The organism is Amycolatopsis sp. lyj-23, from assembly GCF_046549135.1.
In the GTDB taxonomy this organism is placed as follows: domain Bacteria; phylum Actinomycetota; class Actinomycetes; order Mycobacteriales; family Pseudonocardiaceae; genus Amycolatopsis.
Genome location: NZ_JAJPWN010000001.1, coordinates 577,061 through 597,934, shown reverse-complemented (window position 1 = coordinate 597,934; position 20,874 = coordinate 577,061). Strand labels below are relative to the sequence as shown.

16 protein-coding genes are annotated in these 20,874 nt (G+C 70.4%); 9 read left to right on the top strand and 7 right to left on the bottom strand.

Features of this window, described 5'->3' with window-relative positions:
- The first annotated feature begins 18 nt into the window (after positions 1-18).
- Complete coding sequence (locus tag ACLJPY_RS02310; protein ID WP_410586290.1) at positions 19-1,488, top strand: endo-1,4-beta-xylanase; 1,470 nt, start codon at positions 19-21, stop codon at positions 1,486-1,488.
- 41 nt (positions 1,489-1,529) lie between these two features.
- Complete coding sequence (locus ACLJPY_RS02305) at positions 1,530-3,923, top strand: ricin-type beta-trefoil lectin domain protein (RefSeq protein WP_410586289.1); 2,394 nt, start codon at positions 1,530-1,532, stop codon at positions 3,921-3,923.
- 107 nt (positions 3,924-4,030) lie between these two features.
- Here ACLJPY_RS02305 and ACLJPY_RS02300 read toward each other — a convergent pair whose 3' ends face one another.
- Positions 4,031-6,070, bottom strand: coding sequence for a phosphocholine-specific phospholipase C (locus ACLJPY_RS02300; RefSeq protein WP_410586288.1), 2,040 nt, complete (start codon positions 6,068-6,070; stop codon positions 4,031-4,033).
- Between the two features lie 131 nt (positions 6,071-6,201).
- On the opposite strand from ACLJPY_RS02300, the gene ACLJPY_RS02295 reads away from it, so the two are divergent.
- Complete coding sequence (locus ACLJPY_RS02295) at positions 6,202-6,363, top strand: hypothetical protein (RefSeq protein WP_410586287.1); 162 nt, start codon at positions 6,202-6,204, stop codon at positions 6,361-6,363.
- Between the two features lie 341 nt (positions 6,364-6,704).
- Positions 6,705-6,941 carry a hypothetical protein gene (locus ACLJPY_RS02290; protein WP_410586286.1) on the top strand — a complete coding sequence of 79 codons (237 nt, stop codon included), beginning with the start codon at positions 6,705-6,707 and terminating at the stop codon, positions 6,939-6,941.
- Positions 6,942-6,973: 32 nt separating this feature from the next.
- Here ACLJPY_RS02290 and ACLJPY_RS02285 read toward each other — a convergent pair whose 3' ends face one another.
- Genes ACLJPY_RS02285 through ACLJPY_RS02275 form a run of 3 tightly spaced genes read right to left on the bottom strand, consistent with a single transcriptional unit; the run spans position 6,974 to position 10,583 of the window.
- Positions 6,974-8,152 carry a cytochrome P450 gene (locus ACLJPY_RS02285; protein ID WP_410586443.1) on the bottom strand — a complete coding sequence of 393 codons (1,179 nt, stop codon included), beginning with the start codon at positions 8,150-8,152 and terminating at the stop codon, positions 6,974-6,976.
- Positions 8,152-8,859 carry a thioesterase II family protein gene (locus tag ACLJPY_RS02280; protein ID WP_410586285.1) on the bottom strand — a complete coding sequence of 236 codons (708 nt, stop codon included), beginning with the start codon at positions 8,857-8,859 and terminating at the stop codon, positions 8,152-8,154. The genes ACLJPY_RS02285 and ACLJPY_RS02280 overlap by 1 nt, the downstream gene beginning before the upstream one ends.
- Positions 8,856-10,583, bottom strand: a complete 1,728-nt coding sequence (locus tag ACLJPY_RS02275) for a non-ribosomal peptide synthetase (RefSeq protein ID WP_410586284.1) — start codon at positions 10,581-10,583, stop codon at positions 8,856-8,858. Before ACLJPY_RS02275 ends, ACLJPY_RS02280 begins: the two co-directional genes overlap by 4 nt.
- Positions 10,584-11,131: 548 nt before the next feature.
- Between ACLJPY_RS02275 and ACLJPY_RS02270 the strand changes: the two genes are divergently transcribed.
- Both ACLJPY_RS02270 and mdlC read left to right on the top strand, forming a co-directional pair.
- Positions 11,132-11,911, top strand: coding sequence for a class I SAM-dependent methyltransferase (locus ACLJPY_RS02270; RefSeq protein ID WP_410586283.1), 780 nt, complete (start codon positions 11,132-11,134; stop codon positions 11,909-11,911).
- A gap of 279 nt (positions 11,912-12,190) precedes the next feature.
- The gene (gene mdlC, locus ACLJPY_RS02265) at positions 12,191-13,777 is read left to right on the top strand and encodes a benzoylformate decarboxylase (RefSeq protein ID WP_410586282.1); all 1,587 of its coding nucleotides are present in this window, start codon (positions 12,191-12,193) and stop codon (positions 13,775-13,777) included.
- Positions 13,778-13,907: 130 nt separating this feature from the next.
- Here the strand turns inward: mdlC and ACLJPY_RS02260 are convergent, their stop codons facing one another.
- Positions 13,908-14,918, bottom strand: coding sequence for an ABC transporter substrate-binding protein (locus ACLJPY_RS02260; protein ID WP_410586442.1), 1,011 nt, complete (start codon positions 14,916-14,918; stop codon positions 13,908-13,910).
- Between the two features lie 576 nt (positions 14,919-15,494).
- Positions 15,495-17,114: a glycoside hydrolase family 27 protein gene (locus ACLJPY_RS02255; protein ID WP_410586281.1), complete on the bottom strand. Its 1,620-nt coding sequence runs from the start codon at positions 17,112-17,114 to the stop codon at positions 15,495-15,497.
- A gap of 383 nt (positions 17,115-17,497) precedes the next feature.
- Here ACLJPY_RS02255 and ACLJPY_RS02250 point away from each other — a divergent pair, with 383 nt between their 5' ends.
- A complete protein-coding gene (locus ACLJPY_RS02250) occupies positions 17,498-17,866 on the top strand; it encodes a cupin domain-containing protein (RefSeq protein ID WP_410586280.1) in 369 nt (122 codons plus the stop codon).
- Positions 17,863-18,597, top strand: a complete 735-nt coding sequence (locus ACLJPY_RS02245; protein WP_410586279.1) for an SDR family oxidoreductase — start codon at positions 17,863-17,865, stop codon at positions 18,595-18,597. The genes ACLJPY_RS02250 and ACLJPY_RS02245 overlap by 4 nt, the downstream gene beginning before the upstream one ends.
- A gap of 58 nt (positions 18,598-18,655) precedes the next feature.
- Here ACLJPY_RS02245 and ACLJPY_RS02240 read toward each other — a convergent pair whose 3' ends face one another.
- A complete protein-coding gene (locus ACLJPY_RS02240) occupies positions 18,656-19,564 on the bottom strand; it encodes an RNA polymerase sigma-70 factor (RefSeq protein WP_410586278.1) in 909 nt (302 codons plus the stop codon).
- A gap of 229 nt (positions 19,565-19,793) precedes the next feature.
- On the opposite strand from ACLJPY_RS02240, the gene ACLJPY_RS02235 reads away from it, so the two are divergent.
- A complete protein-coding gene (locus tag ACLJPY_RS02235) occupies positions 19,794-20,840 on the top strand; it encodes a ferritin-like domain-containing protein (protein ID WP_410586277.1) in 1,047 nt (348 codons plus the stop codon).
- Positions 20,841-20,874: the final 34 nt, after the last annotated feature.

Sequence of the window (20,874 nt, the reverse complement as noted above, 5' to 3'; positions counted from 1 at the left end):
GACGCCATCGGAGGTCGCATGCGCCCCTTCACCCGCCAGCCGCGTCGATCACCCCGCTTCCGGCGCGCCGCGCTCGCCGCCGCGCTGGGGCTCGCCGTCGCTCCGGTCTTCGCCTCGGTCACGGCACCGCCCGCGGACGCGGCGTCGACCCTGCGTTCGCTGGCCGAGGCCCAGCACAAGTACATCGGCACCGAGCTGACCGGCAACATGGTGAACAACGCGACGATCACTTCGCTCGCCGGCGCCCAGTTCGACATGGTGACGCCCGGCAACGAGATGAAGTGGGACACCACCGAGCCGGCCAACGGTTCGTACAACTTCGGCCCCGGCGACCGGATCGTCTCCTTCGCGCAGGCGCACAACATGCGCGTGCGCGGGCACAACCTGGTCTGGCACGCCCAGCTGCCGGGGTGGGTGAGCGGCCTGCCGCGCAACCAGGTGCAGGGCGCGATGGAGGCCCACATCACCACCGAGGTGAACCACTACAAGGGCAAGATCTACGCCTGGGACGTGATCAACGAACCCTTCAACGAAGACGGCAGCCTGCGCCAGGACGCCTTCACCGCGGCCATGGGCACCGGCTACCTCGCCGACGCGATCCGCACCGCGCACACCGCGGACCCGAACGCCGTGCTGTACATCAACGACTACAACATCGAAGGCGAGAACGCCAAGAGCAACGCGCTCTACAGTCTCGCGCAGTCCATGTTGGCCCAAGGCGTGCCACTCGGCGGTATCGGCCTGGAAAGCCACTTCATCGTCGGCCAGGTCCCCCCGTCCATGCTCGCGAACATGCAGCGTTTCGCGGCGCTGGGGCTGGACGTCGCGGTCACCGAGCTCGACGACCGCGTCCCGCTACCGGCTTCCGGCGGCAACCTCCAGCAGCAGGCGGCCGACTACGCGACCGTGGTGAAGGACTGCCTGGCCGTCACCCGCTGCCCCGGCGTTTCGCAGTGGGGCGTCGGCGACGCCGATTCCTGGATCCCCGGGACCTTCCCCGGTTACGGCGCCGCGAGCATGTACGACAACAACTACCAGCCGAAGCCCGCTTACAACGCCACCGCGACGGCGCTGGGTGGCGCACCTCCCGGCGGCGGTGGGACCGGACCGGTGCACGCGGTGGGCGCGGGCAAGTGCCTGGACGTGCCGAACTCGACCACCACGGCCGGCACGCAGCTGCAGATCCGGGACTGCTCCGGCGGGTCGAACCAGAGCTTCACCCTCACCTCCTCGGGCGCGCTCAGCGTGTACAGCGGCGGCGACTGCCTCGACGCCAGCGGCCAGGGCACGAGCCCCGGGACCAAGGTGATCATCTGGCCGTGCACCGGCCAGGCCAACCAGCAGTGGACCGTCCGCGCCGACGGAACGATCACCGGTGTGCAGTCCGGGCTCTGCCTGGACGTCACCGCAGCGTCCACCGCCAACGGCGCTCTCGTCGAACTGTGGACCTGCAACGGCCGCAGCAACCAGCAATGGACGCTCGGCTAGCTGCACAACCACCACGCGCTCGGCTGGGAAAGGAACTCGTCATGTCAAGGTTCAGGCGCTGGCGGGCGTCGGCGGTCATGGTCGGCTGCCTCGCCCTGACCGCGGGTGGTGCCGTGGCCGTCACGGCCGCACCGGCCGAAGCCGCGACTTCGATCACGATCAACGGCTCGTCCGGCGGGCGCACGTTCGACGGCGTGGGGGCGATCAGCGGCGGTGGCGGCAACTCCCGCCTGCTGATCGACTACCCGGAGCCCGAGCGCGGCCAGATCCTGGACTACCTCTTCAAGCCCGGTTACGGCGCTTCGGTGCAGATCCTCAAGATCGAGATCGGCGGCGACACCAACTCCACCTCCGGCGCGGAGCCGAGCGTCGAGCACACGCGGGGAGCCGTCAACTGCGACGTCGGCTACGAGTTCTGGCTCGCGGAACAGGCGAAGGCCCGCAACCCGGACATCAAGCTCTACGGGCTGGCCTGGGGCGCGCCCGGCTGGATCGGCGGCGGCAACTTCTGGTCCACCGACACGCTCGGCTACCTGACCACGTGGCTGGGCTGCGCCAAGCAGCACAACCTGGCCATCGACTACCTCGGCGGCTGGAACGAGCGCGGCTACAACGTCGGCTGGTACGAGAACCTGCGCTCCACGCTGAACTCCGCCGGCTACTCGGCGGTGAAGATCGTGGGCGCCGACTCCGACTGGTCGATCGCCAACGACGTCGACTCCAACCCCGCTTTCGCTTCGGCGATCGGCATCATCGGCGCGCACTACCCGTGCGGCTACCGTTCGTCCCAGGCGAACTGCGGGGTGCCTTCGGCCGCCCTCTCATCCGGCAAGCCCTTGTGGGCCAGCGAAAACGGCTCCGACGACTACAACGGCGGCGCGCAGGCCATGGCCCGCGGCCTCAACCGCGGGTACATCGACGGGAAGATGACCGCCTACCTCAACTGGCCGGTGATCGCCGCGATCACCCCGAACCTGCCGTACCCGACCATGGGTGTCGCGCTGGCCGCGCAGCCGTGGTCCGGCCACTACGCGATCGGCAAGAACGCCTGGGTGATGGCCCAGACGAGCCAGTTCACCGCGCCCGGCTGGAAGTACCTCGACGCCTCCAGCGGCTACCTCGGCGGCAACCGGAACAACGGCAGCTACGTCGCGCTGAAGTCGCCGGACAACACCGACTACAGCACGGTCATCGAGACGGTGGACGCAAGCGGGCCGCAGACACTGGCCTTCACCGCGACCGGTGGCCTGTCGACGGGCGCCGTGCACGTGTGGGCCACCAACGTCAACTCCGGCAACGCGGCCGACTACTTCGTGCACACCACCGACCTCACGCCGTCCGGCGGCAGCTACAGCCTGACCGTGCAACCCGGGTACGTCTACACCCTCACCACGACGACCGGGCAGGGCAAGGGCACGGCGGCCGGTCCGGCACCGGCTGCACTGAGCCTGCCCTACAGCGACTCCTTCGACGGCAACGCGATCGGCACCGAGGCGAAGTACCTGATGGACTGGCAGGGTGCCTTCGAGGTGGCGGCCTGCGGCGGCGGCCGTGCGGGCCGGTGCGTGCGCCAGATGAGCGCGCAGGCGCCGATCACCTGGGACCCGCTGACCGATCCGCACACCCTGCTCGGCGAGCTCGGGTGGAGCAACTACACCGTTTCCTCCGACGTCATGCTCGAGAAGTCCGGGTATGCCGAGGTGATCGGACGTGCCGGCAGCCAGAGCTACACCGGAGCGGCCGGGCTCAACGCCTACCACCTGCGCGTGAGCGACACCGGGAACTGGTCGATCCTGAACTCGAACACCGGCGGCAACGTCGCCACCCTGGCGCACGGCACGGTCGCGGCGCTGGGCACCAACCGGTGGCACACCCTCGCGCTCACCTTCTCCGGCAGCACCATCACCGCCGTCGTCGACGGTGCGACCGTCGGCTCCGCGAACGACTCGACCTGGGGAGCCGGCCAGGTCGGCTACGCCACGAGCCAGGGCGAGACGGCGCAGTTCGACAACCTGTCCATCACCCCGGGCAGCGGCGGCAACGGCGGCACGACGTCGACGCTCGTCGGCGCCGGTTCGGGCCGCTGCCTGGACGTGCCCAATGCTTCGCAAACGTCGGGCACCCAGGTGGAGCTGTGGGACTGCAACGGGGGCGCCAACCAGCAGTGGACCTCGACCGCCGCCGGTGAGCTGCGCGTCTACGGCAGCTCCTGCCTCGACGCCAGCGGCCAGGGCACGACGCCCGGCACCAAGGCGATCATCTGGACCTGCACGGGCGGCGCCAACCAGAAGTGGACGCTCAGGTCCGACGGCACGATCACCGGCACCCAGTCCGGCCTCTGCCTGGAAGCCGTCGGCAGTGGCACGGGTAACGGCACGGTGATCGACCTGGCCACCTGCACCGGCGGGAGCAACCAGAAGTGGACGCGGAACTGATCAGGTGACCGAAGCACGGGCAGACCCGGAAGCTGACGGCGGCCTTCCGCCCCGGTTGGACGCGCTGGACGACGGCGAGCTCGCTCAGCACCAAGCCTCCTGCCTCATCAGCCGGTGACGCTCGGAGCGCCCGTTTCGACGTGCCCGCTGAAGCGGCGGAGGAACGCCGGATCGGCGTCGAGCGTGGCGGACAGGTCGTACCAGCCGTTGCCGTACGCGACCGGGTTCCAGTCGTCGGTCACGGTCTGGCCGGCGGCCAGCGCGTACGTCCACGGGCCGTCGGTGCGGTAGTGGTTCGCGGTGACCGTGACGCGCACGGCCGTCGTCCCGCTGTTGCGCATGGTCAGCCGCAGCTTGTTGTCGGTCGTGTAGCTCGCCAGGACGTCGGCGCCTGCGCCCGCGCTGTTCGCGTTCCCGGCCAGGAGCCAGCGGAACCGGTTGGGTCCGTGCACCGCGACGCCGTACTTGCCGCCGCCGTAGAGCTGGACCCGCCAGGTGTCGCTCACCTGTGCTCCCGGGGCGACGTCGTAGGGCCACGGGCCGTCGGTCTGGCCGTCGTTGCGGTAGGCCATCAGCTGCACGGCCGCGGTGCCCTGGTTGGCGAACGTCGTCGTGAGGACCTTGCGGTCGGCGCTCAGTGACGTCGTGACCAGCGGCCGGTAGGGGAGCGCGCGGGCCGGGCGGGTGCCGGCTTCCTGCACGGGGGTCTGCTGCTTCCCGGTCGCCGGCGGCGTCGGCTTCGGCAGCTTCTTCTGGGTGTCGTCGGCCTGCTTGCGCAGAGCCGCGGTGTCCGGCAGCAGCGGGATCTGCAGGTTCCGGGCGCCGAAGTCGAAGCACGTCATGAGGTCGCCGCAGAGCGCCCGCCGCCACGCGCTGATGTTCGGCTCGGCCACGCCGGTCCAGCGTTCGAGGAACCGGATGACCGAGGTGTGGTCGGTGACCTCGGAGCTGACCCAGCCACCGCGGCTCCACGGCGAGACCACCGTCATCGGCACGCGCGCACCGAGCCCGATCGGCTTGCCGCCGATGTACTCGCCGGCGGTGCCGCTCGGTGCGATCGGCGGAGCGACGTGGTCGAAGAAGCCGTCGTTCTCGTCGTAGTTGATGAGGACGACCGTGGACTCCCAGAGCTTCGGGTTGTTCCACAAGGCGTTCAGCACGGTTTGGGTGTACGCGGCGCCGTCGACCGGGCGGGCTTCGGGGTGCTCGCAGTAGCCGTAGGGTGCGACGACCCACGAGACGCGGGGGAGCGAGCCGCTCGCGCAGTCGGCCTTGAACTCGGCCAGGACGTGGTCGACGTTCCTGCCCTGCCCGGAATCCGGGCCCCACGTCTTGAACACACTGGCGCGTTTGGACAGTTCACTCGCGTAGTCCTGGTGGTAGGCCTTGAACAGCCACAGCGGGTTGTCGCCGTAGTCGCCGACGAAGGAGCCGCTCGCGTCGCCGACTTCCTTGTTGGCGTAGACCTTCCACGAAACGCCGTTCTGCTGCAGGCGTTCCGGGTAGGTCGTCCAGCTGAAGACGGGCCTGTAGTCGGCGGGGTTGTAGTTCGCCGGGCCGCCCGCCTTGCCGTCGGCGTCGATCGTGCCGGTGAAGAGGTAGAGCCGGTTCGGTGTCGTGGGGCCCTGCACCGAGCAGAAGTAGTGGTCGCACAGGGTGAACGCGTCGGCCAGTGCCCGGTGGAACGGGATGTCGCCGGAGTCGAAGTGGCCCATGGTCAGCTCGCCCTTGGCGGCGACCCACGCGTTGTTCGCGCCGCCGGCGATGGCCTGGTGCTGGTCGGACCAGCCGTGCCCGAGGTCGCCGAGGTCCTGGCCGTCCACTTCGGTCGTGTCCACCCGGAACGGCAGCAGGTACTTGCCGTCGCTGCGCCCGGAGTCGGGCTGGTGGAAGACGTCCTGGCCGTTCGGCTGCACGATCGCCGAGCGGTCGCCGAAGCCGCGGACCCCCTTCATCGTGCCGTAGTAGTGGTCGAAGGAACGGTTCTCCTGCATGAGGACGACGACGTGCTCGACGTCCGACAGGCTGCCGGACACGCGGGGTTCGGCGAGGGCCTCGGCCATCCCGGGCGGGAGGGCGCCGAGCGCGCCGGCGGCGGCGACACCGCCGAGGAAGCTGCGTCGGGTGAATTCGTGCGGGTCGGCCATCACGGGAGCCTCCAGAGGACCTCGGCAGGGCTGCGCCAGCGTAGGTGAGCCCGGCCGTGCGGTGACACCGACGAAGGGACGTAATCACACAGCGTGAAGTTCACGAGCTGTTCGGTTCGCGGTCCAGTGGCGTGACACTTTCCGGTGACCCGGAACTGCACGCGTCCGCGGGCCGGGTGTTCGTCAACAAAGTTTTGCTCGGGGCGTACGCCGCCCTGGTCCGGGCTCCCGGTAACCGGGAGGCCAAGGCCGCCACGATCGTCCGCTGCCTGCCCGGCCTCGGCAGCCGTTAACGGCTCGACCTGGGCGTCCTCGGGATCGTCACGGCCGCGGTCGACCGGGCGCGGGACGTGCCGGAGCTGGTCGCGGCCGAGTTGTGCGGCGGCGTCGCCCGGCTCCCCGGTTACCGGGCTCGGAGCACGCCGGAGTTCGCGGTGAAATCGGCGACCCGCTCATCGACGTGGCCGTGGACGGCGACCGCGGCTTCGGGTTGCCCTCGGCTGCGCGGCTCGAATTAACCCGCTGAGGGGGAGACGTGACTTCGGTGTCCGCGTTTCACTTCTGCGGCCGAGTTCCGGCCCAGTTACAGGAGAAGCGACGGTGAACGAGTCTGCCGGATCGTCTCGACGCGGTCGTGCACCGCGGCGAGCGCCCGCTCGAGGGCGGCGTTGAGTTCCCTGTCGCAGAAGAACGGCAGATCCACGCGGGAAGCCGGCCGGGTTTCGGTGGCCGGGTCGACGAGAAGTTCCGCGCGGACGAGGAGGCCGGCCAGGGACGGCTGGACCAGGCGATCGCGGTGTTCGCCGACGCCGCTCGCGCGGACCTGCGCATCGGCGGCTCGTGGGTGCCCCTGCGCCCGGCCGGGCCCTGAGCGTGCCCGGGAACATGATCAGCGCCCGTCGGTCAGGCGCCACGCAAGCGCACGGGCAGTTCGCGTACGCCCCAGGTGAAGTTCGACGCCGTGTAGCGGGGCTCGCCCGTGACCTCCACCGTCGCCACCCGGTCCAGCAGTTCCTCGAGGAACACGGTCAGTTCCAGCCGGGCCAGGCGCGCCCCCAGGCACTGGTGGCGGCCGCCGCCGAAGGCGAGGTGGCGGTTGGGTGTGCGGTCCACCCGGAAGCGTCCGGCGTCGCCGAACTCGGCGTCGTCGCGGTTGGCCGATACGTTCCACAGGGTCACCCGGTCGCCGGCGGGGATGTCGACGCCGCCGATCGTGGTGGGTGCGGTTGCGGTGCGAAGCACGTGCACACCGGGGGTGGTCCAGCGCAGGACCTCCTCGACCGCGCCCGGCAGCAGCGCTCGGTCGGCGCGCAGGGCGGCCCACTGGTCCGGGTGCTCGACCAGCGCGAGCACGGCGCCGGCCGCGGAGTAGCGAGTGGTCTCGTTGCCGCCCGCGAGGACACCGTTGCAGTTGACCACGATCTCGGTGTCGGTCAGTGGCCGCTTCGTCCCGTCCGCGGTGGACCGCCGGTCGGTGGCGATGCGGCTGACGAAGTCGTCGCCCGGGTTCTCCCGGCGGTCCAGCACCAGTTCCGAGAAGTACAGGAAGATCTCCGCGTGCGCGGCGAGCCTGCTCTGCTCGTCCTCGCCCTCGAAGGCGGCGTTCATCGTGCCGCCGAGCCAGTCCCGCTCCTGCTCCGGCACGCCCATCAGCGCACACACCACGCGAGTCGGCAGCCGGCGCGCGGTCTCCACCACGTCCACCTCACCCGCGGCGAGGGCCTCGTCGAGCAGGCCGCGCACCACGGTCCGCACCAGGTCCTCCGCGTGCGGGATCGCGGCGGGCGAGAACGCCTTGGCGAGCACCGTCTTCAGCTGCGCGTGGTCCGGCTGGTCGGAAACGATCAGCATCTGCCCGGTCACGGCGTCCACCGCGGTCGCGTTGGTGCCCAGCCGCATCCCGTGCCGGGAGCTGAACCCGGCCGCGTCGCGGTAGACCGACAGCACGTCGGCGTACCGGCTGACCACCCAGAACCCGCCACGGGAGTCGGGGTGCCGGCTCACCGGATCGTTTTCGCGCAGCCACGCGAAGTGCGCCCAGAACTCGGTGCCGGCGAAGCTCAGGTCGTCGGTCAGGTCCATCAGCACAGCAGGCTCCCCAGTGCGGGCACGGTCTCGTCGGCGAGGTCGGTCAGGAACGTGTGGCTTCCGGCGAAGGACCGCCGGCTGGTGCCGGCGGTGCTGTAGCGGGCCCAGCCGTCGAGCAGGTGCCCGGGCACCACCTCGTCCAGGTCGCCGGACCAGGCGTGGATGGGGCAGTCCACCCGGAACTGTTCGGCGATGACGTGGGTGTCGGCGAGCTTGTCGTCCCGGCGCAGCACGTCGAGCAGGAACTCCTGGCTGTCCTCGTCCAGGTCGCGCAGCTCGGGCGGCCCTGAGACGAACAGGTCGCGCAGGATCCGCTCGTCGATGACCAGGTGTTCGGCGGCCGTCCGGTTGCCCGGGGGTTCGGTCGCGGCGAGCACCAGCGCGTCCGGGCGCACCGCCCGCGCGAGCTCGTAGGCGAGCAGGCCGCCGAAGCTCTCGCCGACGATGACGAGCGGCGCGCCCGCCCGGAGCTCGGCCAGGTCCGCGGCGACGGCGTCGACGGCGTCGGCGAAGGTCGCCGGATGGTCCTCGGCGAACCGGTTCTCCCGCCCGGGCAGCTGCACGCCGACCACCGAGACGGCGAGCCCGAGCCGGGCCTGCCAGCCGCGGAACCGGCTGCAGCCGGCGCCACCGGGCGGGGCGCAGACCAGGGTCGGGCGGCCGGCGGGCGACGGGTGCCACGGCACCACCCAGGCGCTCAAGCGGACACCTCCGCGAGCCGGTCCAGCTCCGCGGCCAGTGCGGCCGGGTTGGGGTTGCCCAGCAGCAGCGGGATCGACGCCCGCAACCCGGTCCGCTTGCGCAGCACCGCGACCATCCGGGCGGCGAGCAGCGAGTGGCCGCCGAGCTCGAAGAAGTCGGCGGCCACGTCGGCCACCGGCTGGTCCAGCACCTCGGCGAAGACGGCGCAGACCTCGTGTTCGCGGGCGGTGGCCGGCGGGCGGCCGGCGGGCCGGGCCGCGTCGGCGGCCACCGCGAGCGCTTCCCGGTCGACCTTGCCGCGGTCGTTGTGGGGCAGCGCGGGCACGAAGTCCACAGTGGACGGCAGCAGGTGATCGGGCAGGAACGTCCGGCAGTGCTCGCGCACGAGCAGGGCGCCGGCGACCGGGTCGTGCCCGTCGGCGAGCACCGCGGCGACACCGAGGGTGCCGCCCGCGGTCCGCACGAACGCCGTGGCCGCGATCACGGCCGGCAGCTGCTCCACGACCCGCTCGAGTTCGCCGAGTTCGATCCGGAACCCGCGCACCTTGACCTGCGTGTCGAGCCGGCCGAGGAACTCGAGCTGTCCGTCCGGACGGGCGCACACCTGGTCACCGGTGCGAAACAGCCGCTCCCCGTCGATGGTGACGAAGCGGCGCGCGGTGAGCGCCGGGTCGCCGCGGTAGCCCCGGGCGAGCGCGGTCCCGCCGAGGCACAACTCGCCGCTGACACCCGGCGGCACCGGCTGCAGGTCATCGTCGAGCACCCGAACCAGGTAGCCGGGCAGCGGGCGCCCGATCGTCGTGACGTCGTCGCCGCGGGCGCTGTCGGCGCAGGTCGCGGCGATCGTGGCCTCGGTCGGACCGTAGACGTTCAGCACCCGGTGCCGGGCCAGCAGCACCTCGAGCAGCCCGCGGGGGCAGCGTTCCCCGGCGACCACCACCACCTCGGCACCGGCGAGCGCGTCGGCGCAGGAGGCGAGCAGTGAGGGAGTGAGGCTGGCCGTGCGCGGCGCGACCGCGGCGATCCGGCCGGCGAGGTCGACGTGCTCGCCGTCGTCGGCGAGGTCGAGGATCGCGGTGCCGATCCCGTTGAGCAGGTGCAGCAGCACGCACCAGAGCCAGCCGTCGAACGCCGGCGACAGCGGGTTGATCCCCAGCCCACCCGGTCCGAGGTGGATGGTGCTCATGGCGTCGAGCGCCGTGGCCAAACCCGAGTAGGTGACTTCGACACCCTTCGGCCGCCCCGCGCTGCCCGAGGTGTGGATGAGGTAGGCGATCTCGCCCTCGGCCGCGGCGAACGGCCCGCCGCGGGCGCTCTCCGGGTCGAGTACGGGCAGGTCGGCCGGCGCGCCGGGCGGCCGCTGCCCGAGGATCAGGGACGCACGGGCGTCGTCGAGCACCTCGGCGATCCGGGCGGCCGGGTGGCGCTCGTCGAGCGGCACCGCCGTCGCGCCGAGGCGCCACACGGCGAACAGGCTCGCCACGGCGAGCCGGGTCCGTCCGGTGGTCAGCGCGACCGTGGTGCCGGGCCCCGCGCCGGCCGCCGCCAGCGCCCCGGCGATCGCCGTCGTCCGCTCGGCCAGACCGGCGAAGTCGAGCACGCCGTCCGGTGCGGAGCACGCCGTGGCGGTAGGGCGCTCGGTCGCCCACCGTTCGACGACGACTTCGAGCAACCCGGTGCTCCTGCTCCGGGCGGCGTTCACCGGCGACGCGAGATCCGTCATCGTGCTGGAATCCATTCTTTCGGACGCGGCAATGAAACCGACGAAGGGGTGCCCGGCGCGTTCGTCGACAAGGGGGCTGACCGCCACAACCGGGAAGGGCGACTGATCGGTGCAGAAGTTACGGTGCGATCGCGTCCGAAGCAATACTGCTCGAAGGGTGATCGACCCGGTTCGTCTCGCCGGACTGCGCCCGGCGCCACTACTCCGAATGCGTCGAAAGAGCACGGATTGAGGCCATTCGCCCCAGGGTGGATAACCCGATCAGCGCAGGCGCGGGCCGATTCACTGACGATTGACACTGTTTCGGATGGCGGTCAGCAAAATGTCTCACGTCAGGCTCCATTGTGGCCCCCGACTGGACTTTTCGGCGCGACAGTCCGAGGTGGACAGTCCAACGAGGTGCCGCAAAGTGACGCCCGTCACGTCCTCTGTGTTCGTTCGGCCGCGTTGTCCGACGCGGAAAAAAATGGGGTTTTGACCCTGTCGGATGCGGTGTGGCGGCCCGTACGATGCGTCGTCGCCCGATCTGATCGAATGAGGAAATCCGGATGTCACAGACCATCGGCTGGAACAGCTTCGTCGACACTCACGCGCAGGCCGAGCACCGTCGGCTCCGCCTACTGGAAGAGGCCTTCGATCCGTTCAGCTTCCGGCAGCTCGACAGCCTCGGAGTTCGGAACGGGTGGCGCTGCCTGGAGGTCGGTGCCGGAGCCGGATCGGTGGCGGCCAGGATGGCCGAGCTCGCCGGCCCGGAGAACGTGGTGGCGACGGACCTGAGCCTCACGTTCCTCGACCCGCTGGCCGACCTCGGGGTGACCGTCCTGCACCACGACGTCACCACGGACGACGCGCCGGGGGAGTTCGACGTCATCCACACCCGTTTCGTGCTGGAGCACCTGCCCGAGCGCGAGGCCGTGCTCAAGCGGCTGGCGACGTGGCTCGCGCCCGGCGGGTGGCTGCTCATCGAGATCGGCACCCCGCTGCCCGGGTTGTCCTCGCACCCCGCGACCCGCCAGAGCATGGCGGCACTGGCGCGGGTCATGGCGGAACGGGTCGGCACCGCGCCGGAGTGGGCCCGGTCCCTGCCGGTCCCGCTGGAGGCGGCCGGCCTGATCGACTGCGCCGCGGAGGGCGTGGTCCTGCCGGCGCGGGGTGGCCAACCGCTGGCGGCGTGGCTCAAGAACACGACGAAGCTCGTCGAGGAGCCCGCGCTCGCGTCCGGCCTGGTCACCCGGGAGGTTCTCGACGAGGCGTACGCGGCCTACGAGCAGGAATCCTTTGTGGACTACAGCTGGATGACGGTCGGGGCGCGTGGCCGACGCGGCTGAGCAGGGCCGCTGTCCGCCGAAGCACGAATCGGCGGGGCCCCCTTCCGCGCCCGGCGGAAGATCGCTATTCTCGTGCCCTCGGCCGAACTGCCGGTGGAAACGCTGCGGCCGGGAGCCACTCGCCGTACCTCGATTCTCCTGAGCTTGGCGAGTGGCCGGACCCCGTGCGTCCTTGACGGTGGCGCACGGGGTCCTCCACCCGAATTCCGACACGACGATCCGGGTCCGGGCGGCCCTTTGGGGGATTTCCTTCGCAAAACTAAGCATTACTGTGTGGACATGAACAAGCGCACGGTCCTGGACGCCACCCGCGAACTCCTCCGCGAATTGGGTCTCACCACAGTATTCGGCAACCCCGGCACCACCGAGGTCCCGTTCCTCACCGACTGGCCCGACGACTTCGACTACGTCCTCGGTCTGCAGGAATCCGCCGTCGTGGCGATGGCCGACGCCTACGCGCAGGCCAACCGCCAGGCCGTCCTGGTCAACCTGCACTCCGCGGGCGGCGTCGGGCACGGGCTCGGCAGCCTCTTCACCGCCTACCGCAACCGAACCCCGTTGATCATCCTCGCCGGACAGCAGAACCGCGCACTCCTGCCGCACGACCCGTTCCTCGGCGCCCTGGCCGCTCCCGAGTTCCCCAAGCCGTACGTGAAGTGGTCGATCGAACCCGCTTCGGCCGAGGACGTCCCGGCCGCACTGGCGCGCGCCTACCACGTCGCGACGCAGGCGCCGTCCGGACCGGTCTTCGTGTCCGTTCCCGCCGACGACTGGACCGCCACCACCGAGCGGCCCGTCATCTCCCGGCCGCGCGTCCGGGGCTACGCACCGGATCCCGAAGCCGTCGGCGAACTCGCCGCCGCGCTCGCCGGCTCCGAACGTCCGGCGATCGTCGTCGGGAGCGCCGTCGACCAGGACGCCGCGGTCGAAGAAACCGTCGCGCTCGCCGAGCGCGTCAAGGCCGGCGTGTACGTCGCGCCGATGTCGTCCCGGTGCTCGTTCCCCGAAGATCACCCGCTGTTCCAGGGTTTCCTGGAACCCGAACGCGGCGCGGTCTCCGACCGCCTCGAGGGCCACGACCTCGTGGTCGTCCTCGGGGCGCCCGCCTTCACCTACCACGTCGACCGTGGACGCGGCGATGCTCCGCTACCGCCGCTGTTCATCGTCAGCGACGACGAGCAGGTCCTCGCGCGCGCCTTCGAAGGCACCGGGATCCGCGCCACCCCGAAGCTCGGGATCCGCGCCCTGCTGAACGCGGTCGCCCGGAGCGAGCGGCCCGCTCCGCCGCCGCGCACGCGGCCCACGAAGCCGAGCGGGCAACAGCTCACCGGCGACTTCGTCTACGCAACGCTCGCCGAACTGCTGCCGGACAACGCGATCGTCGTCGAAGAGGCGCCCAGCCACCGCGGCGTCCTGCACGACCACCTGCCGATCACGGCGACGGACACGGGCTTCCTGACCGTCGCCAGCGGCACGCTGGGCTACGGCGTCCCGGGCGCGGTCGGCGCGGCGCTGGGCCGCCCGGACCGCAAGGTCGTCGGCGTCGTCGGCGACGGCTCCTGCATGTACGGCGTCCAGGCACTGTGGACGGCCGCGCGACACGACCTCCCGGTGACGATCCTGATCCTCGACAACACGGAGTACGCGGCGGTCCGCATCTTCGGCGACTCGATCGGCGGCGGGAAGCTGCCGGGCACGCACCTGGGCGGCATCGAGTTCGCGGCACTGGCCGCGAGCATGGGTTGCCACGGTGTGACGATCACCGAGCCGTCGGACCTGGTCCCAGGGCTGACCGCGGCCCTGCGGGAAAAGCGTCCGACACTGGTGCACATCCGCGTCACTTCGGCGGAGAAGTCGTTGTACTGACGCTTCGGTACCGCCGGGAAGTCCACCGGCTTCGCCGGAACGCCCGTCGTCAGCACCAGGTCCGAGACCTGCTGCTGACGACGGGCGCCGGCGTCACAATCACGACCCGCAGCGAAAAAGCGACTACACGTCAGTTGGTCGCTTGCGGCGCGATCATCGCCGCGGCGTCGACCTTGCTCGTGATCGCGCCCATCTGGAGCATCAGGTCGGGCACGCGCTGCAGGCGCCGGGCATCCAGCTTGGCGCTGAAGCTGGGCAGGCCGAGCAGCTTGGCCGTGTCTCCGTCGATCTTCGCGTACTTGACCAGCAGCGGTTCGATCTTGGACCGGTCGCTGTTCGTGTCGCTGGTGGCCTTCTGCAGCGCGCGCTGGAAGGCGGCGAGGGTCTTCGGGTTCGCCTGCACCCACTTCGTGATGGCGCCGTAGCCCGAAAGCGGGAAGTCCTGCGTGGCGCCGGTGTTGACGTCGATCACCGGGATCGCACCGATGGTCTTGGCGGCCTGCGAGAGGAACGGCTCGGGCAGCAACGCCGCGTCGACCTGCCCGGACCCGAGCGCCGCCGTGGTGTTCGGGAACGCGCTCTGGACCCAGTTCACCTTGTCGATCTCGACGCCGTGGTCCTTCATCAGGGACTTGGCCAGCAGATCGCTCGCGGTGTTCCTGGCCGTCATGGCTATCCGCTTTCCCTGCAGGTCGTTGACCGTCTTCACCGGCGAATTCGGCGCGGCGACGATCGCGACCGACTTGGGGCTGACCGAGGTCGCGTCCGCGACGAGCTGGATGTCAGCCGAGCCCGTGCTCTTCGCGAGGAAGAACGGGAAGTAGCTGGAGATCGCGATGTCGACTTCGCCGGAAACCACTTTCGTCAGAGCCGCTTGACCACTTGCGGCCATGACCGCCTCGACGTCGAGCCCTTCGGCCTTGAAATAGCCGCCGTCCTGGGCGAGCCACAACGGTCCGGTGTCGACCGTGGGCAAGATCGCGACCTTGATCTTTGCCTTTTCCAGTCCGCCGCCTCCGTTCGACGAGGCGTTCGACTGGTCCGAGCCGAGCGCGCTGCAGCCGCTGAGGGCTGTGGCGGCCGCGACGGCGAGTGCGAGCCCGAGCGTGGCGCGGCGAGTGCGAACCCGGCCACTGCTCATGGCGTTTCCAAGCAAAGCCTGCTCCTTGAAGGTGGTGACGGTTGTCAACCGAATCCGATGGGAGTGTGACTCGATCTTTCCGAGGCACGCGGGCCACTGTAGAGGCGGTGACAGCTCGCTCACAATGGGTGGAATCGACATGCAAGAGAGTGACGCACATCACATCGCGTCTTCTGGGCTAGCCCACTGCTCTGCTCGCCGTAATTGAGTACCCAGCGTGAGGCTCGGTTCTTGAATATGAGACCAAGGGAGTTAACGCATCCCGGCTCGCGGATCCGGGCAAGCCGCCGAACGGCGGTACCCATTTCGGTGGCCAACTGGCTACGGATGCCGTCCGATGGCCGCAAATGCTCACGAATAGCTCGCATGTTCGATTGCTTCGGCGCCCGCGGTCAAACACCGGCATTTGGTACCGGGAATTCTCGGGTTGCTGCGGACACCGGACCGGACCACCTTCCCCCTTTGCCGTTCGCGGCAATCGCGTTCTGCCAGGTGGGCACGGCGTTCGCGGCCCGCACCGAGTGCGTGTCGCTGCGCGCGGTGGGCCGCCCGTCGCGGGGCGGCCCACCGGTGACCTCAGGCCGCGGGGGCGGTCCACTGCTGGTTGGCTTGGCCGTTGCACGTCCAGAGGAGGATCTTGGTGCCGTTGGCGGTGCCCTGGTTGCCGGCGTCCAGGCAGAGGTTGGACTGGACGCCGGTGATCGTGCCGTTCGCGTTCACCGTCCACTGCTGGTTGGCCTGGCCGTTGCAGTCCCAGATGACCACGGGTGTCCCGTTGGCCGTGCCCTGGCCGGACGCGTCGAGGCACTTGGTGCCGTAGACGGTGAGCTGGCGGCTCGCCGTGCGGGTCCAGGTCTGGCCCGGGCCGCCCTGGCAGTCCAGCAGCTGCAGCTGGGTGCCGTTGACGGTGGTCGCGTTCGGCACGTCGAGGCAGCGGCCGGACTGCTTGCCGGTGATCGGCACGCCGCCGGCCGGGGGAGTGCCGTCGGTGCCGGTGACGGTGAGCAGGACCGCCTCCCCGGCGGGCACCGACGTGGCGTAGCTCGAGGTGAAGGTCCCGCGGTCGGCACCGGCCCAGACGTCGCGGACGGCCGCCGAGCCCGACAGACCCAGCGCCGACCACCGGGCGGTGATGGTGGCGGCCGAGCCGGTGCGGTTGAGCAGGACGACGGCCCGGCGTCCGGTACCGGCCAGCGTCTTCTGGTAGACCTGCAGGCCCGTGGCGTCTTCGGCGACCTTCGTGCCCTGGCGCCCGAGCGAGTCCTGATCGATGGCGATCATCTCGCGGTTGGTCAGCGCGGCACGGGTGGCGGCGCTCATGTCGCTGGGTTTGTTGCCCGCGATCAAGGGTGCGCCGGAGATCGCCCACAGGCTCAGGTGGGTCCGGTTCTGCGCGTCGGAGAATCCGGACAGGCCGGCGACGAGCATGTCAGGATCGTTGTAGTGGCCCGGGCTCTGCGCACCCGGGTGCTGGGCGGCGTCGAAGTTGGCCAGCACGCGTGACATGGACGGCCGCTCGCCCCAGTAGATGATGTCGCCGCTGGTCCGCCACAGGTTGGCGATGCCCGGCGCCCAGTTCCACGGCTGGTTGCCGCCCCATTCGCAGACGGAGAAGGTCATCGGCCGCCCGGTCTGCGCGGTGGCGCGCGAGATCGAGTCGCTGATCTGGGTGTAGGCCGTGCGCGCGTTGAGGCCTTCGGCGTTGCCGCCGCACCAGTCGACCTTCACGTAGTCGAAGCCCCAGCGGGAGAACTGGAGGAAGTCCTGGTCGTAGTGGCCTTCGGCGCCGGTGCCGGGGTAGGCGGGGTGCCCGGTGGGGTAGTAGTAGCCGCAGCCGTTGCGGCCGGCGTCGGTGTAGATGCCCGCTTTGAGGCCCTTGCTGTGGATGTAGGCGGTGATGGCCGACATCCCGCCGGGCCACTTGGTGGTGTCGACGGTGATGTTGCCGCTCGCGTCGCGGGCCCCGGTCCACCAGCCGTCGTCGATGTTGACGTATTGGTAGCCCGCGTCCTTCATGCCGGAGGAGACGATGGCGTCCGTCTGCTGCTCGATGGCCGTGTGGTCGATGGCCCCGGCGAAGGAGTTCCAGGAGTTCCACCCCATCGGCGGCGTGGTGATGGGAGCCGGTGCCGCGGCCGCACTCGACGGCGCCGCGAGGGAGAAGAAGGACGCGATCAGCGCGCAGACCGTCCACAAAGGAGCCCAGTGTCGTGGGGGTGTGGCGGTGCGTGATTGCCTGTGCGACAAGGGAACCCCCATCGGCATTGACGGCGAGCTGGACTGAGGTTTGTGAGTGTGAACGCTAACACGGCCCCGTGTCGTGCTCAACGACTTGCCGGTGTCCGATTCATTTCTGCAGGACAATGCCGTGAAAGATTCATTTCACCCTGAAAATTTCAGTTCCCGGCGAAGTGCTCGGGCTCGCGGCCGTCGATCTCGGCCTGGCCGCGAACTGCGCCTCCCGCCGGCGAGCGGCACCCTCGCCACGCCACACCGCGGCACGTGACGGGTCCGCCGGTCACAAACCGCGGGGCTGTCCGGTCCTAGCGGGTGTATCCGTTCTTCGAGGAGGTTCTCTCGTGTCTTTGACCGTGTTGCAGGAGGCGAAACCGCCCTTCGTCCCCGAGGGGGCGCACGCGATGACCATCGTCATCGAGTACCCGCCGGGCGACCCCGGCACCCCGCCGCACCGCCACCCCGGACCGGCCTTCGGCTACGTGCTGGAGGGCGAGATGGTGTTCGAGCTCGAAGGCGAGCCGCCGCGGGTCGTCCGGGCCGGTGAGGCGTTCTGGGAGCCCGGCGGCGACGTCATCCACTACCAGGACGGCAACAACCGCGACGACGTCCCGGTGCGGTTCACCGTCACCATGCTGTGCGAACCGGGCAAACCGATGGTCGACCTCGTGACCGAGGGCGAACTGAGTGCGAAGGGATGGTCGCGGAAGTGAAGATCGCCGTCATCGGCGGGACCGGGCTCATCGGCTCCCGCGTCGTCAAGATCCTGACCGCGGACGGGCACGAAGCCGTCCCGCACTCACCGTCCACCGGGCTGGACCTGCTCAGCGGGCAGGGCCTGGCCGAAGCGCTGGCGGGCGTCGACGTCGTCGTCAACCTGACGAATTCGCCGACGTTCGACGACGCCTCGCCCGCATTCTTCCGGACGACCATGGCCAACCTGCTGGAGGCGGCGGCCGCGGCCGGCGTCGGGCACGTGGTCATCCTCTCGATCGTGGGCGCCGAGCTGGTGCCGGACCTGGTCTACTACCGGGCCAAGGTGCTGCAGGAGGACCTCCTCAAGGCCGGGCCGGTGCCGTACTCGATCGTGCGGGCCACGCAGTTCTTCGAATTCATGGGCGCGACGATGTCCTGGACCTCCGACGAGAACACCGTCCGCCTGCCCGCGACGCGGATCCAGCCCATCGCCGCGGACGACGTCGCCCAGGCGGTCGCCGACGTCAGCAGGGGTGCCCCGCTGCGGGGGACCCGGAACGTCGCCGGGCCGGAGGTGTTCGCCCTCGACGAGCTGGGCCGGATCACCCTCGCCGCCCAAGGTGACCCCCGTCCGGTCGTGACCGACGACCGGGCCGGCCTGTTCGCGGCCGCGTCCGGCGACGCCCTCATCGCCAAGGACGGCGCCGTCATCGCGAAGACCACCTACCGGGAGTGGCTGGCGCGGTGAGGAGAGACCGGGCCCGCCCGGCGCGCGGGCCCGGTCAACCGCGGTGCCGGGCGGCGGGTCAGGCCGGGGCCGACACCGCATTGTTCTTCTCGGGGTTGACCAGCCACAGCAGCTGGTCGATGCCCTCGGCGGTGGCGCTGACCGTGAGCAGCCCGTACACGGTGCCGCCTTGGAGGAGCACGGCGGCGGTCTGGCCGTTGGCCTGCGTCCACTCCACTTCGATGTCGTCCCAGAACCAGCTGGAGATGGCCTGCAGGAACTTCGCCACCCGGACGCTGCCCACGAGCGGACGGCGGGCGACGCCCTTGCGGCCGTTGCCGTCGGACAGGTTGGTCACGTCCGGCGTGAAGAGCCGTTCCAGTTCGGCCAGGTCGCCCGACCGGGCGGCGGCGAGGAACGTGGTCAGCAGTTCCCGCTGCTCGGCCGCGGGCACCGACGCGTGCCGCTCGCTCGTGAGGTGCTTGCGGGCCCGGCTGACGAGCTGGCGCACGGCAGCTTCGGTGGACGACAGGATGTCGGCGATCTGGGCGTAGGAGTAGTCGAAGGCTTCCCGCAGAACGTAGGCTGCGCGTTCGCCGGGGGTGAGCTTCTCCATCAGCAGCAGGGTCGCGAACTCCAGCGCCTCACCGCGTTCGGCGCCCAGGTACGGGTCCGCGGCGGTGTCGACCGGTTCGGGCAGCCACGGCCCGATGTAGGTCTCCCGGCGTTTCCGGGCCGACTGCAGGACGTTGATGGCCAGCCGGGTGGCGGTCGTCGCCAGGAACGCTTCCGGGTTGGCCACTGTGGACCGGTCGTAGGTCTGCCAGCGCAGCCAGACCTCCTGCACCAGGTCCTCGGCCTCGGTGACGCTGCTGAGCATGCGGTAGGCGATCCCGAACAGGCGCGGCCGCACCTGGGTGAAGGCGGCCGTGGCCGCCTCGAGGCCGGCCAGGTCGCCGAGTTCGGTGTTCATCCCGGAATCCGTCACCCCTCGACTCTACGACGCCGGCTTCCGGGGCCCCGGAAGCCGGCGTCGCGGAAGCCGGCCCCGTTCGGATCATCGGCGAACGAGTGTTCACGCCCGAATCGGGTGACGCCGGGACCGCTCCGGGACGTCGTTCCGCAGCAAGGACCGCACAGGGACAGCCCGGCTGTCACAAAGCGCGATGGCGTCCTGTCTCGGCTGTCGACACCGACCCGACGAACCGGAGCACCGCATGGACACCCGTGGCGCCCACGCCATCGACACGATCGACGATCTCCGCCGCCACCTGCAGTGGGCGATCGAACTCGAGCACGCGACGATTCCGCCTTACCTGTGCGCGCTGTATTCGCTGGACCCGGTGCGCAACCCCGAAGCCACCCAGGTCGTGGGCACGGTCCTCGCCGAGGAGATGATCCACCTGGCCCTGGCCGCGAACCTGCTCAACGCCGTCGGCGGCTCGCCCGAGCTCGACACGCCGGACCTGTTGCCGCCGTATCCGCATCCGCTGCCCCACGGCGACCGGTCCGTGCACGTCCACCTGGCGCCGTTCGGGCCCGAGGCCTTGGAGCTGTTCCTGCGCATCGAGCAGCCCGCGTCGGCGGACGCGCCGCCGCAGACCGACGAGTACCGCACGATCGGGCAGTTCTATGCCGCCATCGAGCAGGGATTGCGCACGCTGTGCGACAAGCTGGGCGAGGAGCGGGTGTTCACCGGCGACCCGGCTCGGCAGATCGGCGAGTTCCACCTCCGCGGCGGAGGCGGCGAGGTGCTGCCGGTCCACGACCTGAAGTCCGCGTCGGCTGCGCTGGCGGAAATCGTGGAGCAGGGCGAAGGGGCCGCGCGCACGGACGTGTGGGACGGCGACCGCGACGTCTTCCACCCCGAGCGTGAAGAGGTCGCGCACTACTTCCGTTTCCAGGAACTGAAAGTGGGCCGTCGCTACCGGACCGGCGACACCCCGCAGTCCGGCCCGACGGGCGAGGAGATCGCGGTCGACCTCGGCGGCGTGCTGCCGATGCGGCACAACCCGCGGACCGCTGATCACCCCGAGGGCAGCGCCATCCGCGTCGCCCAGGAGGAGTTCAACCAGACCTACAGCCTGCTGCTCTACCAGCTGGAAGAGGCGTTCAGCGGCAACCCGGGCGGGATGGTGGATGCCGTCGGCACGATGTTCGGGCTGCGCAAGCAGGGGCTGGCGCTGATGAAGATGCCCACCGGCGACGGGAAGACGACCGCGGGCCCGACGTTCGAGTACGTGCCACCCGAGCGGCGGAAGTGAAGCACGGGCCGCCGGCCGTTCCGAGGATCGCGTA

What these genes read in the sequence shown, in the direction of transcription:
- ACLJPY_RS02235 (WP_410586277.1), top strand. Translation starts at nt 19,794, where the DNA reads ATGGACACCCGTGGCGCCCACGCCATCGACACGATCGACGATCTCCGC.
- ACLJPY_RS02300 (WP_410586288.1), bottom strand. Translation starts at nt 6,070, where the DNA reads ATGGCCGACCCGCACGAATTCACCCGACGCAGCTTCCTCGGCGGTGTC.
- ACLJPY_RS02310 (WP_410586290.1), top strand. Translation starts at nt 19, where the DNA reads ATGCGCCCCTTCACCCGCCAGCCGCGTCGATCACCCCGCTTCCGGCGC.
- ACLJPY_RS02275 (WP_410586284.1), bottom strand. Translation starts at nt 10,583, where the DNA reads ATGACGGATCTCGCGTCGCCGGTGAACGCCGCCCGGAGCAGGAGCACC.
- ACLJPY_RS02270 (WP_410586283.1), top strand. Translation starts at nt 11,132, where the DNA reads ATGTCACAGACCATCGGCTGGAACAGCTTCGTCGACACTCACGCGCAG.
- ACLJPY_RS02260 (WP_410586442.1), bottom strand. Translation starts at nt 14,918, where the DNA reads ATGAGCAGTGGCCGGGTTCGCACTCGCCGCGCCACGCTCGGGCTCGCA.
- ACLJPY_RS02285 (WP_410586443.1), bottom strand. Translation starts at nt 8,152, where the DNA reads ATGGACCTGACCGACGACCTGAGCTTCGCCGGCACCGAGTTCTGGGCG.
- ACLJPY_RS02305 (WP_410586289.1), top strand. Translation starts at nt 1,530, where the DNA reads ATGTCAAGGTTCAGGCGCTGGCGGGCGTCGGCGGTCATGGTCGGCTGC.
- mdlC (WP_410586282.1), top strand. Translation starts at nt 12,191, where the DNA reads ATGAACAAGCGCACGGTCCTGGACGCCACCCGCGAACTCCTCCGCGAA.